This is a genomic window from Streptomyces sp. JNUCC 64 (genome assembly GCF_054484115.1).
Genome location: NZ_CM137015.1, coordinates 4,427,225 through 4,441,972, shown reverse-complemented (window position 1 = coordinate 4,441,972; position 14,748 = coordinate 4,427,225). Strand labels below are relative to the sequence as shown.

The following is a 14,748-nucleotide window of genomic DNA, read 5'->3' as shown; positions in this document are numbered from 1 at the left end:
GAAACGGAGTCGCCGCGCCGGGTTGACGACCCGCCCGCGCGTGGGTACCCCGTACAGGAGGGCGACCCCCGCACCGGGGGCCCGGGAGGTGGCACATGACGGCTGTCGCTCGGCACGAGACACGGGCGCTGTTGCGCGCCCACCTCTCGGCGGCGTCCCGTTACCGGCACCGGGTACGGCACTGCCCGGTCTGCGCGACCCTGCAGAAACTGGCCATGGAATCCCCTACCGGGGGAACGGATTCCCCGGAAGACCCCGACCCCGCGATTCCCTCGAACGCGTGAGGGACACCGACCCGCCGCCCGGTCGGCCACCGGGCACGGCGACGACGGGGGGAGATCCGGCCGGGCAACCGACCGGACGCCCCGGCGGAGGGTCCGGAGCCGTCCACGATCGGCCCCGGACCGGAACGCCTCCACCATCACCCTTGCGCATTACCGCAGTTACCGGATAGTCAACAAGCCGCCATGGGTGTGACGGGTGTCACCGTAAGAGTTTCGGGAACCCCCGGTTTCACCACCACCCCGTCAGGGGTCAATTTAATATGTGCAATTGCACTGCCTTCCCCGACAGTTCGGGGAACGTCCGACACCGCCCGCGCAAGCCGGGCGGAGCCTCCCAGAGACCCCCGGAACCGACCTCCGGAAGCCACCGGAAGCACTCGTTCCGCCCGACCGTCGACGCCGGGTCCGGCCGGGGCCGCGCGAAAAGGCCCTGAACGGGCACGAGAGGCCCGGACGAGGCTGAGGGGCGGGAAGAGGGGCCGCAGTGGCCTCCAGGGGCTCCTGGGGCCCGTGGAGGCTTCGACGGAGGGGGCGGGGACCCAATGGTCCGGACCACTGGCGACGCGTCCTTCCGAACGACCGCCCGACCGGGGGCGGAAGGCCCTCGGCGCACGGGAGTTGGAGCACCCCCGGGCGGCCCGTGAGCGGCCGGGACGGCGGTCGCACACCCCTTCACCACGGAATCCGCACAACAGGAGCCGGGTCGTCCGGGCAAAGAAAAATCGCGCTGGACCCGGCGGAGTCCAGCGCGATCATCGACGTCACGGCCTCGACGGACGGGGTGTCCGGCGCGGCACGAGCCCTGTTGGGGCAGGGCCCGACGTCCTGTGGAGCTGAGTGGGCGTGTTCACCGAGTGGGGGACCCGGTGAACCGTCCCGGTCGTGCGGTCATGCGGTCGTGCGGTGTCGTGCGATCGTTCAGGCTTCGCTGCGCTGCTGCGGGATGCCCGCGAGCAACGCGCGCACCTCGGCTTCGCGATAGCGGCGGTGCCCGCCGAGCGTACGGATCGACGTGAGCTTGCCAGCCTTGGCCCAGCGCGTGACCGTCTTAGGGTCGACGCGGAACATCGTGGCGACCTCAGCCGGGGTCAGCAGCGGCTCGGCATCAGGGGTGCGAGCGGTCATGAGCGGCCTCCTCGGGAGAACCGAACCTTCTCGGTTCTTTCCTCTAAATTCTGCACCTTGACACGCGTTGCCCGAAATGGCGGACGCGGGTCGAGTCGGTTATAGGACGAACGGCTTGTCCTCGGCACTACAACTACACCATCTGTCCAGCCGCGTCGGCCAAACCGATGGAATTGCCCTCCCAGGTGTTCATCACCGACGGATGCCGATGGACCATCCCATAGCGGACAGTCACACCCCCGTGACGATCCGTCACAGAGTGAGCAAAGGTCGACAGACCCCCCAATAGCGTGCAATGCGGAGCATTCAACCCAGAGTCGGACGGAAGGAGCCCTCCCCGGACTCCTTGTCCTATTTTGGCACGAGGAGTGGCGATGGGCGCAAGGCCCCGGTTAGTGCGGTCCGTCACGCTTGACGCAAAAGACCGGATCAGGACCTACGTCCTACGTCCCGGGTCCCGGACCTCCGCCCGGGCCCCGGCCACCGGCCCGCGCGACGGCGGAGCGCCCCCGCCGCACCACGACGGAATCCGTCGCTCCACCGGCCCGCACCGGCCCCGGAGCCACGGTCGCCGGACCCACCCTGCCAGGAAACGGCTCGTCAGGACACCACACCCGGTCCCGATCGGCCACGACAGATTCCGTGCCACTACCACGGAACTCCCGGCCCGGACCGACCGGACCGTACGGACTCGCGGGTCAGGGGCCCGTTCCCCGTCCATCGGGGGACGGTCCCGGCGATCGCGCCCGGATCGGCCCCCACCATCGGAAACCAGCCGTTTCGCTCGGGTCCTCTCTTTCGGGACCTAGGCCGTCTCTTACGGATCTTGCTGGGCTCGCGGGGCCTGGCACGCACTCCCCCAGGCTCCGCCCGGGGGGACCCCCAGCCGCGTTGTCGTCAGTCGCCGACGCTCCGCGTGGGCTCCTTCCTCCGCCTTGCGATCGCACGCACCAGGCCCCGCTCCCTGATCCAGCCAGATCCGTAAGAAACGACCTAGCTCGCCGACTGACGCTCGCGCACCAGCCGCCAGCGTTCGGCCAGCCGCCCGTACGCCTCCCCGGCCGCCGTCCCGTCCCCTTCCCGCAGGGCCCGGATGCCCTCCGCCACGTCCGCCGCCGAGCGGTCGGCGGCCAGGTGTCCGGCGGGCAGCGCGTGCACCAGACCGCCGTAGTCCAGCTCCACCAGCGACTTCGGATGGAACTCCTCCAGCCAGCGCCCCACCTCCGTCACCCCCTCCACCAGCGGCCCGTCGTCCAGGGCCGACCGCAGCGTTTTCAAGCCACGCGCCACCCGTCGCCGCGCCTGCACCATCGGTGTCCGGTACCGCAGCACCGGTCCTTCCCCCTCCGCCCCGCCGTCCCCTTCCACCGCACCGGCCGCCGCGCCCCCGCCGCCCACCGGGTCCGCCGGGCCCGCCGATCCCACAGGGGTCACCCGGGCCGCCGCGTCGTCCGTGCCGTCCCAGTCCCCCGGGTCCGCCGCGTCCACCGGGTCCGCCGGTGTCGCCGGTCCCGGTCCGGCGGCACCAGTCGTCCCGGCCGGTCCGGCCGGTCCGGCCGGTCCGGCCTCGCCCACCCGTCCCGGCACCGGAGCGGCCGGGCGGAACTCCCGCTCCTCGTCCGCCACCAGGACGAACCAGGCCAGCGGCACCTGCCAGGTCGCGGTGCGGATCCACGGCCGCGCGTCGGGGTGGCGCGCCCGCCAGCGCTCGTAGTCGGCGGCGTTCTCCCGGCGGACCACCGGCGGCAGCACCGCGTCCAGCACCGCCACCGGCAGCCGTTCGCCGTCCGCCAGCTCGCCCAGCGCCTGCCAGCCCCGCAGCCGGGTGCGCCACGGACAGACGCACACCACCCCGTCGACCTCGGCCACGAAGGCGTCCTCGCTCTCCCGCACCGGGACCGCCACCGGCGGGGTCGGCACCAGCGCGGCCAGCGACCTCCGCAGCTCGTCCTGGTACGAGGGCCGGTCGGGACGGCGGGCGTAGCGCGCCCAGTGGCCGCGCTCCGGTTCCGGGAAGGCCACGAGCGGCTCGTAGACCCTCAAGTACGACGCGTACGGCACGATCACCGAGGAGACCTTGGGCACCCCTGCTCCCTCCCCCCACGACCGGACCGGAAACCTGACGGCGGCCCGGCGCCCTGGGGTGTTCCCGGGCGCCGTCCCGTCCCCGGCGGCACCAGGGCCTACCCTCGTGGCACCGGGGTCCGCCACCCGAACGGCCCCGCGTCCCAACCGCCGCTACGCACCCGGGAGTCACCACCGTGACCGATGTATCCGACGGCGTCCTGCACACCCTGTTCCACTCGGACCGGGGCGGCCACGAACAGGTCGTGCTCTGCCAGGACCGCGCCACCGGCCTGCGGGCCGTGATCGCCCTCCACTCCACCGCCCTGGGCCCGGCCCTCGGCGGCACCCGCTTCCACGCCTACGCCACCGAGGCCGAGGCCGTCACCGACGCGCTCAACCTCGCGCGCGGGATGTCGTACAAGAACGCCCTCGCCGGGCTCGACCACGGCGGCGGCAAGGCCGTCATCATCGGGGACCCCGAGCGGATCAAGACGGAGGAGCTGCTGCTCGCCTACGGCCGGTTCGTCGCCTCCCTCGGCGGCCGGTACGTGACCGCCTGCGACGTCGGCACCTATGTCGCGGACATGGACGTGGTGGCCCGGACCTGCCCCTGGACCACCGGCCGTTCCCCCGCGAACGGCGGCGCCGGGGACTCCTCGGTGCTCACCGCGTTCGGGGTCTTCCAGGGGATGCGGGCCAGCGCCCGGCACCTGTGGGGCGAGCCCTCGCTGCGCGGCCGGCTGGTCGGGGTCGCCGGGGTCGGCAAGGTCGGCCACCACCTGGTGGAGCACCTGCTCTCGGACGGCGCCGAGGTGATCGTCACCGACGTCCGGGAGGAGTCCGTCCGACGGGTCACCGAGCGCCACCCCGGAGTGCGGGTCGCCGACGGCACCGACGCCCTGATCCGTACTCCGGGGCTGGACGTGTACGCGCCGTGCGCGCTCGGCGGGGCCCTGGACGACGCGAGCGTGGCCGCGCTCACCGCCCGCGCGGTGTGCGGCGCCGCCAACAACCAACTCGCCCACCCCGGGGTGGAGAAGGACCTCGCGGACCGGGGGGTGCTGTACGCGCCCGACTACGTGGTGAACGCGGGCGGGGTGATCCAGGTCGCCGACGAACTGCTCGGCTTCGACTTCGAGCGGGCCCGGGCCAAGGCGGCGAAGATCTTCGACACCACGCTCGACATCTTCGCTTCCGCGAAGAGCGACGGGATTCCCCCGGCCGCCGCGGCCGACCGGATCGCGGAGCGGAGGATGGCCGACGCCCGTCGGACCGACCGCTGACCGACCCCGTCGAACGACCCCGCGGCCGACCCGGACCGACCGTCGGACCCCCGCCGCGACCGCTCGGAATCCCGGGCGTGTCGCGGCTTCGGCGACCCCTCGGGAACCCCCGTCGGAGGCCCTCGGCGGGGGCTGAGAGATGAGACTCATCCCCCGTCGGCGGGTCGAGCGCCAAGAAGAGGTTAAAATCGCGGTTGACCAGCGAGGACGGGGCGCCTCGCGGGTTCTGCGCAGCCGCGCGTCCTGCGGGCGACGTACCGTATGGGCGCAGGAGCAGGTACCGTGGAAGCCCTACGGACCGGTCTCTCCACGGAGAGTCCGTTCCAGATCATGAACGCGTGTCAAGACTCTGGGGCCGTCGAGCCCCGTCACCGAGGGGGTCGAGCCATGGGGCGCGGCCGGGCCAAGGCCAAGCAGACGAAGGTCGCCCGCCAGCTGAAGTACAACAGCGGCGGTACGGACCTGTCACGTCTGGCCAACGAGCTGGGCGCATCGACTTCGAGCCAGCCGCCGAACGGCGAGCCGATCGAGGACGACGAGGACAACGACCCGTACGCACGGTACGCGGATCTGTACAACGTGGACGACGACGAGGACGAGGACGGCGAGTCCGGTTCCCCGTCGCAGTCGCACCGCCGCGGCGCTTGACGCCCCGGCCCACGTTCTCCTCAGCAGCCAGAAGCAGTCCACAACCGTCGGCACCCCGCTCGACCGGCCCGTCCGCATCCGCGGTCACTCCGGTCGGGGTACCGCCGATCAGCCGCACCTTTCCCGGTCCGGGGCCACAGCGCCGGGCCGGGTTTCGTGCTGTCCGCTCCCGGTGCGCCGCTTCCGGGGCGGCACACCGTCCGGTGATCACCGGGCCCCGTCCGGTGGCCGCCGCGGGGAGCGCGGCGACCGTCCGGGCGGGAACCGCCGTCTGGGGAACCATGGGAACGCGGGGACCGGGACCGGGGTCTACCGGGCGTAGTCCCCGACCAGGGCCGCGCCCGTGGTGTGCTCGCCGCGTTCGGTGATCTCTCCGGCCTGCCAGGCGTCCACGCCCCGGTCCGCCAGCAGCGTCAGCGCCACCTCGGCGGACTCGGCGGGGACGACCGCCATCATGCCGACGCCCATGTTCAGGGTCTTCTCCAGCTCCAGGCGCTCCACCGCACCCGCCGAGCCCACCAGGTCGAAGATCGCCCCGGGGGCCCAGGTGGAGCGGTCCACGACGGCGTGCAGCCCGTCCGGGACCACCCGCGCCAGGTTGGCCGCGAGGCCGCCGCCGGTGATGTGGCTGTAGGCGTGCACCTCGGCGGTGCGGGCCAGCGCCAGACAGTCCAGCGAGTAGATCCGGGTGGGGACCAGCAGTTCCTCGCCGAGGGTGCGGCCCAGCTCGTCCACGTGCTGTTCCAGGGCGAGCCCGGCGCGGTCGAACAGGACGTGCCGGACCAGCGAGTACCCGTTGGAGTGAAGGCCGGAGGAGGCCATCGCGATCACCGCGTCACCCGTGCGGATGCGTTCCGGGCCGAGGACCCGGTCCGCCTCGACCACACCGGTGCCCGCGCCCGCCACGTCGAAGTCGTCGGGGCCCAGCAGTCCGGGGTGTTCGGCGGTCTCGCCGCCGACCAGGGCGCAGCCCGCGAGGACGCAGCCCTCCGCGATGCCCTTGACGATCGCGGCGACCCGCTCGGGGTGCACCTTGCCGACGCAGATGTAGTCGGTCATGAACAGCGGTTCGGCGCCGCACACCGCGATGTCGTCCATGACCATCGCGACCAGGTCCTGGCCGATGGTGTCGTAGACGCCGAGCCGGCGGGCGATGTCCACCTTGGTGCCGACGCCGTCGGTGGCGGAGGCCAGCAGCGGACGCTCGTAGCGCTTGAGGGCGGAGGCGTCGAAGAGTCCGGCGAAGCCGCCGATGCCGCCGACGACCTCGGGGCGCCGCGTCTTGCGGACCCACTCCTTCATCAGCTCGACCGCGCGGTCGCCCGCCTCGATGTCGACGCCCGCGCTCGCGTAGCTCGCGCCGGAGCCGGAAGCGGGGGTGCTCACAGGGGATTCACCAGACATGGGGTGCACGAAGCCTTCGTGTGGGTTCTACGGGGGATCACGGGCGACGGAGCGCGTCGACCGCGGCGGTGGCCGCGGGACCCGCCGCCAGCTCGGTCTCCAGCAGCTGCTTGCCGAGCAGCTCGGGATCGGGCAGCTCCATCGGGTACTCGCCGTCGAAGCAGGCCCGGCAGAGGTTGGGCTTGTCGATGGTGGTGGCCTCGATCATGGCGTCGAGGGAGATGTAGGCCAGCGAGTCGGCGCTCAGCGACTTGCCAATCTCCTCGACGGTCATCCCGTTGGCGATGAGTTCGGCGCGGGTCGCGAAGTCGATGCCGAAGAAGCACGGCCACTTCACCGGCGGGGAGGAGATCCGGATGTGGACCTCGGCGGCGCCCGCCTCGCGGAGCATCTTGACCAGGGCGCGCTGGGTGTTGCCGCGCACGATCGAGTCGTCGACGACGACCAGCCGCTTGCCCTTGATGACTTCCTTCAGCGGGTTCAGCTTCAGCCGGATGCCCAGCTGGCGGATGGTCTGCGAGGGCTGGATGAACGTCCGGCCCACGTACGCGTTCTTGACCAGTCCGGCGCCGAACGGGATTCCGGACGCCTCGGCGTAGCCGATCGCGGCGGGGGTCCCGGACTCCGGGGTCGCTATCACCAGGTCGGCGTCGACGGGCGCCTCCGCGGCGAGGCGGCGGCCCATCTCGACCCGGGAGAGGTAGACGTTGCGCCCGGCGATGTCCGTGTCGGGACGGGCCAGGTAGACGTACTCGAAGACGCAGCCCTTGGGCTTCGCTTTCGCGAACCGGGAGGTGCGGATGCCGTTCTCGTCGATGGCGACGAACTCGCCCGGCTCCAGCTCGCGGACGTAGGTGGCGCCGCAGATGTCCAGGGCGGCGGACTCGGAGGCGACGACCCAGCCGCGCTCCAGCCGTCCCAGCACCAGCGGGCGGATGCCCTGCGGGTCACGGGCCGCGTACAGGGTGTGCTCGTCCATGAAGACCAGCGAGAAGGCGCCCTTGACCTCGGGGAGCACCTTGGCGGCGGACTCCTCGATGGTGAGGGGCTTGCCGTCGTCGTCGACCTGGCCCGCCAGCAGGGCGGTGACCAGGTCGGTGTCGTTGGTGGCGGCGACCTGGGTGGCCCGGCCGTCCTGCTTGGGCAGGGCGGCGACCATCTCGGCGAGCTGGGCGGTGTTCACCAGGTTGCCGTTGTGGCCGAGGGCCAGGGAGCCGCGCGGGGTGGCGCGGAAGGTGGGCTGCGCGTTCTCCCACACGGAGGCGCCCGTGGTCGAGTAGCGGGCGTGTCCTACGGCGATGTGGCCCTGGAGGGCGCCGAGGGAGGTCTCGTCGAAGACCTGGGAGACCAGTCCCATGTCCTTGAAGACGAGGATCTGGGAGCCGTTGCTGACCGCGATCCCCGCGGATTCCTGGCCCCGATGCTGGAGGGCGTAGAGCCCGAAGTACGTGAGCTTTGCGACCTCTTCGCCCGGAGCCCAGACACCGAAGACGCCACATGCGTCCTGGGGGCCCTTCTCGCCGGGAAGCAGATCGTGATTGAGTCGACCGTCACCACGTGGCACGGCACCGAGTGTAGGCGAGATCGACCACTGGTCCGAATTGGGGAGCCGCTCCGTAAGGCGAATCACTTACCCGCCGGTTCGCGAACGGGCCGGTACCGGGGCCTTCGGGGCACCGGGGGCGGGTGGGAGCGGCGCGCCACCGGTCGGCGCGCGCCTTTCCGTGACGGCCCTCACCGGAAGGCGTGGGCGGCGGTGACGGCCTTGGCCTCTCCTCCGTCGGGGGCCTCCAGCGTCAGGGTGTGGCCGCTGATCCGGTACCGCAGCGGGGGGCGCTCAGCCCATCAGCGGCAGCAGGTCCGTGAGGTCGGCGCGGTCGCCGCTGGCGGTCACGGCGGCGGCGCCGACCCGGTCCGCCCAGTCGGCGCGGCCGGTGGCGAGCCGGACCCAGGTCAGCGGATCGGTCTCGACCACGTTCGGCGGGGTGCCCCGGGTGTGCCGGGGGCCCTCGCCGCACTGCACCACCGCGTACGGGGGCACCCGCACCTCCACCGAGCCGCCCGGGGCGCGCACCGCGAGGACGTCCGCGAGGAAGCGGGTGGTGATCGCCAGCGCCCGGCCGTCGACCGGGACGTCCAGCCCGGTCGCGTCGTTGAGGTCGTCGGTGTGGACGACCAGTTCCACCACCCGGGTCACCAGGAAGTCGGAGAGGGTCATCGCCCCGGCGACGGTCCACACGATCCGGTCGTCGGGGGCCCCGGCGAGGGCCTCCCCGACCCGGTCGGCGCGGGCGAAGGGCTCCTCGCCGTCCCGGCCGTCGGCGGCGGCCCGGGTGGTCTCGTCGACCGGTCCGGCGGCGGCGAACGAGGCCGCCGCGTAGGCGTCGAGGGTGAGTTCCCGGCGGGCGGGCGCGGGCACCTCCAGGACGCGCTGGAGGTAGCCGACGGCGAGCGAGAGGTGCGCGACGAGTTCCCGGACCGTCCAGTCCCCGAGCCGGGTGGGGGCGGCCAGCGCCTCGGGGGCGAGCCCCCGGGTGGCCTCCCGGACGTGGCGGTACTGGGTGAGCAGGGCGGACCGGCTCCGCGCGGGGTCGAAGGAACGGACGCGTCGGGCGGCGGGAGGCATGAACCGACCCTACGCCCCGACGAGTTCCGTTCCCGTCACTTCCCGTCACTTCCCGCCGGGGACGGACTCCTCCGGCGCCGGGACTCCGTCGGGAACGGGCTCGCCCGGAACCCGCTCGTCGGGGACGGCTCCGTCGGGGACGGCTCCGTCGGGGACGGCTCCGTCGGGGACGGTGAACGACTCCCCGTTCGCCGGGAGGCCGACGCCGCGCCAGCGGAACGGCAGCCCCCGGGCGGTGTCCGGGTCGGGGCCGTCCATCAGCTGGAAGTGGAGGTGCGGTTCGGTGGAGTTGCCGGAGTTCCCGCAGGCCGCGAGGGTCTGGCCGGAGCGGACGCGGTCGCCCTCGCGGACCGTCGGCGAGCCCCGGAGCAGATGGCAGTACAGCGCGTGGACGCCGTCGCCGAGGTCGAGGACGAGGTGGTTGCCGAGGACCCGGCGGGACCCGGCCACCGACCGGACCGCTCCCTCGATCAGCAGCAGATAGCCGAGCATCGGCGGCGAGGAGCGGGTCAGATGGTCGCGCTGGCCGTCCGAGACGCGCACCACCGTCGCGTCCGCGACCGCCAGCAGCGGCGCCCCGTGCGCCGGGTGGGCCTCGGGACGCCGCACCAGGGGCCAGAACCAGGCGAAGGGCGGCCGGACCGGACCGGTGGGGCGGCCCGCCACCCGGCGCGGCTCCGGATCGGCGACCACGTCGATCGCGTACGTCTGGGCGTAGGCGTGGGTGCCGTGGCTGGGGACCTTGTCGGCCGGGCTGTTGAACGCGGTCCAGCGGCCGGTGACCGGCGGGTCCACCTCGACCGGGTCGGGGAGGACGGGCGCCCCCCGCTCCGGGCGGGTCAGCCGCAGCAGCCCCAGCACGCAGACCGTGGCCACGCCCTGCGCCAGCCACAGCAGCGGGAACAGCCCCTGGGACAGGGGCGCGTACAGCTGACCGGCGACGATCAGGGCGGCCAGGGTCAGCCACAGGACGCGGTAGGCGATGCCCAGGCCCTTGTGCAGGGCGTCACGGGTGCGGCGGGCGCCCGGGGCACTCGGAGTGCTGACGGTGCCCGCTGCGGGGCTGGAGGGGCCTGTGGGGCTGTTGGTGGAACTAGCGGGTCTGATGGGGTCAGTGGGGCTGGTGGGGTTATCAGGCATCACGGCACCGGTCGTTCGGTTTCAGGGGGTACGGAGGGTTACGTCATCCCATCACCGGCCGGTGCGGAGGCGGCGGGCGGGGCCCGGACGACGGACCGGCCCCCCGCCCGGCGGATGCCGGGGCGGGGGGCCGGGGAGTACCGGGCGGCCGGGGCCGTCAGGCGAGCAGCGCCGGGATGGTGCCCTCGTGGGCGGTGCGCAGTTCGGCGAGGGGGAGCGTGAACTCGCCCTGCACCTCGACCGCGTCGCCGTCCACCACGCCGATGCGGGTGGCGGGCAGCCCGCGCGCGCCGCACATGTCGGTGAAGCGCAGCTCCTCCGAGCGCGGCACGGAGACGACCGCGCGCCCCGTGGACTCGGAGAACAGGAAGGTGAAGGCGTCCAGGCCGTCGGGGACGACCAGCCGGGCGCCGTGCCCGCCGCGCAGGCAGGACTCGGTGACCGCCTGGACCAGGCCGCCGTCCGAGAGGTCGTGCGCGGCGTCGACCATGCCGTCGCGGGAGGCCGAGATCAGGATGTCGGCGAGCAGCCGCTCCCGCTCCAGGTCCACCTTCGGGGGCAGTCCGCCGAGGTGGTCGTGGACGACCTGGGACCAGGCCGAGCCGCCGAACTCCTCGTGGGTGTCTCCGAGGAGGTACAGCAGCTGGCCCTCCTCGGCGAAGCCGACCGGGGTGCGCCGGGTGACGTCGTCGATGACGCCGAGCACCGCGACGACCGGGGTCGGGTGGATCGCGGTCTCGCCGGTCTGGTTGTACAGCGAGACGTTGCCGCCGGTGACGGGGGTGCCGAGCACCTGGCAGGCGTCGGCGAGGCCCCGGGTGGCCTCCGCGAACTGCCACATGACCGCCGGGTCCTCGGGGGAGCCGAAGTTCAGGCAGTTGGAGACCGCGAGGGGCTTGGCGCCGCTGGTGGCGACGTTGCGGTACGCCTCCGCGAGGGCCAGCTGGGCGCCCGCGTACGGGTCCAGCTTGGCGTAGCGGCCGTTGCCGTCGGTGGCGACCGCGACCCCGAGGTCGGTGTCCTCGTCGATCCGGATCATGCCGGAGTCCTCGGGCTGGGCGAGGACCGTGTTGCCCTGCACGAACCGGTCGTACTGGTCGGTGATCCACGCCTTGGACGCCTGGTTGGGGGAGGCGACGAGCTTCAGGACCTGGTCCCGCAGCTGGGCGGCGTCCACCGGGCGGGGCAGCGCGTTGGCGTCGTCGGCCTGGAGGGCGTCCTGCCACGCGGGGCGCGCGTAGGGGCGCTCGTAGACGGGGCCCTCGTGGGCGACGGTGCGCGGCGGCACGTCCACGATCTGCTCGCCGTGCCAGAAGATCTCCAGCCGGTCGCCCTCGGTGACCTCACCGATGACGGTGGCGATGACGTCCCACTTCTCGCAGATCTCCAGGAAGCGGGCGACCTTGGCGGGCTCCACGACCGCGCACATGCGCTCCTGCGACTCGCTCATGAGGATCTCCTCGGGCGAGAGCGTCGCGTCGCGCAGCGGGACCGTCTCCAGGTCCACCCGCATGCCGCCGGAACCGGCGCTGGCCAGTTCGCTGGTGGCGCAGGACAGGCCCGCGCCGCCGAGGTCCTGGATGCCGTGGACCAGCTTCTCGGCGAAGATCTCCAGGGTGCACTCGATGAGCAGCTTCTCCTGGAACGGGTCGCCGACCTGGACGGCGGGCCGCTTGGCGGGGCCCGTCGACTCGAAGGTCTCGGAGGCCAGCACGGAGACCCCGCCGATGCCGTCGCCACCGGTGCGGGCCCCGTAGAGGATGACCTTGTTGCCGGTGCCGGACGCCTTGGCGAGGTGGATGTCCTCGTGCTTCATCACGCCCACGCAGAGGGCGTTGACCAGCGGGTTGCCCTGGTAGCAGGCGTCGAAGACGACCTCGCCGCCGATGTTCGGCAGGCCCAGGCAGTTGCCGTAGCCGCCGACGCCCGAGACCACGCCCGGCAGGACGCGCTTGGTGTCGGGGTGGTCGGCCGCGCCGAACCGCAGCGGGTCCATGACGGCGACCGGGCGGGCGCCCATGGCGAGGATGTCGCGGACGATGCCGCCGACGCCGGTGGCCGCGCCCTGGTAGGGCTCGATGTACGAGGGGTGGTTGTGCGACTCGACCTTGAAGGTCACCGCGTACCCCTGGCCGACGTCGACGACGCCCGCGTTCTCGCCGATGCCGACGAGCAGGGCGTCGTTCTCCGGCGCCTTCTCGCTGAACTGCCGCAGATGGACCTTGCTGCTCTTGTACGAACAGTGCTCGGACCACATGACCGAGTACATGGCGAGTTCGGCGCCGGTCGGGCGGCGGCCGAGGATCTCGCGGATGCGGTCGTACTCGTCGCCCTTGAGCCCGAGTTCCCGCCAGGGCTGCTCGGCCTCGGGGGTGGCGGTGGCGTGCTTGACCGTGTCCAGCGTCATGCCACGGCTCCCTTCCGCACGAGGTTGTTCAGGATGGAGGTGAAGAAGCCGAGGCCGTCGGTGCGGCCGGTGCCGACCAGGCCCTCCACGGCGTGCTCGGGGTGCGGCATCAGCCCGACGACGTTGCCCGCCGCGTTGGTGACGCCCGCGATGTCCCGCAGCGAGCCGTTGGGGTTGACGTCCAGGTAGCGGAAGGCGACCCGGCCCTCGGCCTCCAGCTCGTCCAGGGTCCGCTCGTCGGCCACGTAGCGGCCGTCGATGTTCTTGAGCGGGACGGAGATCTCCTGGCCGGCCGTGTAGTCGGCGGTCCAGGCGGTGTCCGTGGTCTCGACCCGGAGCTTCTGGTCGCGGCAGATGAAGTGCAGGTGGTTGTTGCGGAGCATCGCGCCGGGCAGCAGGTGCGTCTCGGTCAGCACCTGGAATCCGTTGCAGATTCCGAGGACCGGCATTCCCGCCTTCGCCTCCGCGATGACCGTCTCCATCACGGGCGAGAAGCGGGAGATCGCCCCGGCGCGCAGATAGTCGCCGTAGGAGAATCCGCCGGGCAGCACCACGGCGTCGACCTGCTTCAGGTCCTTGTCCCGGTGCCAGAGCGGAACGGCCTCGGCGCCCGCGACGCGGATCGCCCGCTGGGTGTCGCGGTCGTCCAGCGTGCCCGGGAAAGTGACGACACCGATACGAGCGGTCACTTCGCTCCGGCCTTTCCGGCGACGACGCCCTCGGCGGTCTCGTCGACCCGGACCACGAAGTCCTCGATCACGGTGTTGGCGAGGAACGTCTCGGCCATCTCGTGAATACGGGCGAGGGCGGCTTCGTCGACCGGCCCTTCGACCTCGAGTTCGAAACGCTTTCCCTGACGTACGTCGGCGATGCCGTCGAAGCCCAGGCGCGGCAGCGCGCGCTGCACGGCCTGCCCCTGGGGGTCGAGGATCTCCGGCTTGAGCATGACGTCGACTACGACGCGTGCCACTGGCACTCCCGAGTGTGTGGTGCTGAGCAGGTCGCTTCAGACTACCCGTACGAAATTTCTACCCGCGTAGATTCGTAGGTACCTACGTGACGCCCCTCACCCGCCCTTGATCACGCGCGGGACCTTCACCGAAAATCCCGGAAAAGACCCGTGCCCGCAATAGATACGACACGTACCGGACACGCTCAACGCAATAAAGGGTCTTCCCCATTCAATGCCCAGCCCTGTACAAAGGAAATGGCAATACCGATACTTTGCCTCAAGCAGCCGGACAGACGGCATCGCCGCACCTCAACGCGGTGAGGTCGCACGAAGGGACCGATATTCGTGGCGCAGCGTGTCGTAGTCACTCTCCATGACGACATCGACGGCGGGGAAGCGGCGGAAACGATCGTCTTCGGGCTGGACGGGAAGTCGTACGAGATCGATCTCAACCAGGCCAATGCGCGGAGGCTGCGGAAGGCCCTGGCGCCGTACGTGCACGCGGGGCGCAAGGCCCGCGCCGGGGACCGGCCCGCCCCCAAGGCGTTCCGGCACACCACGTTGACGGCCGACCCGGCGGCGGTGCGGGCCTGGGCCCGCTCGCACCGGATGGACGTGCCGCCCCGGGGTCGCATCCCCAAGCGGGTCTACGAGGCGTTCGAGGCGGCCAACTAGGCCCTCCCCCCGGGCGCGCCGGACAGCGCGGGACGTCGGCCACCGCCGTCGCCCACCGCCCCGGCCACCCTCGTCAACTGGCCTTTCACGGGCGGGCGTCCCCTTCGGACGCCCGCCCGTCGCCCGTTCCGGCGCGC

General features: G+C 72.3%; 13 protein-coding genes. 4 read left to right on the top strand and 9 right to left on the bottom strand.

Going from position 1 to position 14,748, the window contains the following annotated elements; all coding sequences use genetic code 11:
- Positions 1-95: 95 nt before the first annotated feature.
- Entirely contained in the window at positions 96-284 is a 189-nt protein-coding gene (locus ACVWNX_RS18350; protein ID WP_454408289.1) for a DUF6274 family protein, read from the top strand.
- A 918-nt stretch (positions 285-1,202) separates the two neighbouring features.
- On the opposite strand, the gene bldC is transcribed toward ACVWNX_RS18350, so the two are convergent.
- Positions 1,203-1,409, bottom strand: coding sequence for a developmental transcriptional regulator BldC (gene bldC / locus ACVWNX_RS18345; RefSeq protein WP_003949541.1), 207 nt, complete (start codon positions 1,407-1,409; stop codon positions 1,203-1,205).
- A gap of 993 nt (positions 1,410-2,402) precedes the next feature.
- The gene (locus ACVWNX_RS18340) at positions 2,403-3,494 is read right to left on the bottom strand and encodes a hypothetical protein (protein WP_454408287.1); all 1,092 of its coding nucleotides are present in this window, start codon (positions 3,492-3,494) and stop codon (positions 2,403-2,405) included.
- Between the two features lie 176 nt (positions 3,495-3,670).
- On the opposite strand from ACVWNX_RS18340, the gene ACVWNX_RS18335 reads away from it, so the two are divergent.
- The gene (locus ACVWNX_RS18335; protein WP_454408285.1) at positions 3,671-4,759 is read left to right on the top strand and encodes a Leu/Phe/Val dehydrogenase; all 1,089 of its coding nucleotides are present in this window, start codon (positions 3,671-3,673) and stop codon (positions 4,757-4,759) included.
- 387 nt (positions 4,760-5,146) lie between these two features.
- Positions 5,147-5,407: a DUF3073 domain-containing protein gene (locus ACVWNX_RS18330; protein WP_454408284.1), complete on the top strand. Its 261-nt coding sequence runs from the start codon at positions 5,147-5,149 to the stop codon at positions 5,405-5,407.
- Positions 5,408-5,716: 309 nt separating this feature from the next.
- Here ACVWNX_RS18330 and purM read toward each other — a convergent pair whose 3' ends face one another.
- From purM to purS, 7 genes are all read right to left on the bottom strand, one after another.
- A complete protein-coding gene (gene purM, locus ACVWNX_RS18325; protein ID WP_454408283.1) occupies positions 5,717-6,811 on the bottom strand; it encodes a phosphoribosylformylglycinamidine cyclo-ligase in 1,095 nt (364 codons plus the stop codon).
- A gap of 37 nt (positions 6,812-6,848) precedes the next feature.
- Positions 6,849-8,375: an amidophosphoribosyltransferase gene (gene purF, locus ACVWNX_RS18320; RefSeq protein ID WP_454408282.1), complete on the bottom strand. Its 1,527-nt coding sequence runs from the start codon at positions 8,373-8,375 to the stop codon at positions 6,849-6,851.
- A 273-nt stretch (positions 8,376-8,648) separates the two neighbouring features.
- The gene (locus tag ACVWNX_RS18315) at positions 8,649-9,437 is read right to left on the bottom strand and encodes a maleylpyruvate isomerase family mycothiol-dependent enzyme (RefSeq protein ID WP_454408280.1); all 789 of its coding nucleotides are present in this window, start codon (positions 9,435-9,437) and stop codon (positions 8,649-8,651) included.
- A gap of 45 nt (positions 9,438-9,482) precedes the next feature.
- Complete coding sequence (locus ACVWNX_RS18310) at positions 9,483-10,577, bottom strand: M23 family metallopeptidase (RefSeq protein ID WP_454408278.1); 1,095 nt, start codon at positions 10,575-10,577, stop codon at positions 9,483-9,485.
- A gap of 157 nt (positions 10,578-10,734) precedes the next feature.
- Positions 10,735-12,984, bottom strand: coding sequence for a phosphoribosylformylglycinamidine synthase subunit PurL (purL, locus tag ACVWNX_RS18305; protein ID WP_454408276.1), 2,250 nt, complete (start codon positions 12,982-12,984; stop codon positions 10,735-10,737).
- On the bottom strand, positions 12,981-13,673 hold the full coding sequence (purQ, locus tag ACVWNX_RS18300) for a phosphoribosylformylglycinamidine synthase subunit PurQ (protein ID WP_454408275.1): 693 nt from the start codon (positions 13,671-13,673) through the stop codon (positions 12,981-12,983). Before purQ ends, purL begins: the two co-directional genes overlap by 4 nt.
- Positions 13,670-13,954, bottom strand: a complete 285-nt coding sequence (purS, locus tag ACVWNX_RS18295; RefSeq protein WP_454408274.1) for a phosphoribosylformylglycinamidine synthase subunit PurS — start codon at positions 13,952-13,954, stop codon at positions 13,670-13,672. The genes purQ and purS overlap by 4 nt, the downstream gene beginning before the upstream one ends.
- A gap of 327 nt (positions 13,955-14,281) precedes the next feature.
- Between purS and ACVWNX_RS18290 the strand changes: the two genes are divergently transcribed.
- On the top strand, positions 14,282-14,611 hold the full coding sequence (locus tag ACVWNX_RS18290; protein WP_454408272.1) for a histone-like nucleoid-structuring protein Lsr2: 330 nt from the start codon (positions 14,282-14,284) through the stop codon (positions 14,609-14,611).
- The last annotated feature ends 137 nt before the right edge of the window (positions 14,612-14,748 follow it).

Excerpts from the sequence above, each read along its gene's own strand:
- ACVWNX_RS18350 (WP_454408289.1), top strand. The coding sequence starts at position 96 with ATGACGGCTGTCGCTCGGCACGAGACACGGGCGCTGTTGCGCGCCCAC.
- bldC (WP_003949541.1), bottom strand. The coding sequence starts at position 1,409 with ATGACCGCTCGCACCCCTGATGCCGAGCCGCTGCTGACCCCGGCTGAG.
- ACVWNX_RS18330 (WP_454408284.1), top strand. The coding sequence starts at position 5,147 with ATGGGGCGCGGCCGGGCCAAGGCCAAGCAGACGAAGGTCGCCCGCCAG.
- purM (WP_454408283.1), bottom strand. The coding sequence starts at position 6,811 with ATGTCTGGTGAATCCCCTGTGAGCACCCCCGCTTCCGGCTCCGGCGCG.
- ACVWNX_RS18315 (WP_454408280.1), bottom strand. The coding sequence starts at position 9,437 with ATGCCTCCCGCCGCCCGACGCGTCCGTTCCTTCGACCCCGCGCGGAGC.
- ACVWNX_RS18310 (WP_454408278.1), bottom strand. The coding sequence starts at position 10,577 with ATGCCTGATAACCCCACCAGCCCCACTGACCCCATCAGACCCGCTAGT.
- purL (WP_454408276.1), bottom strand. The coding sequence starts at position 12,984 with ATGACGCTGGACACGGTCAAGCACGCCACCGCCACCCCCGAGGCCGAG.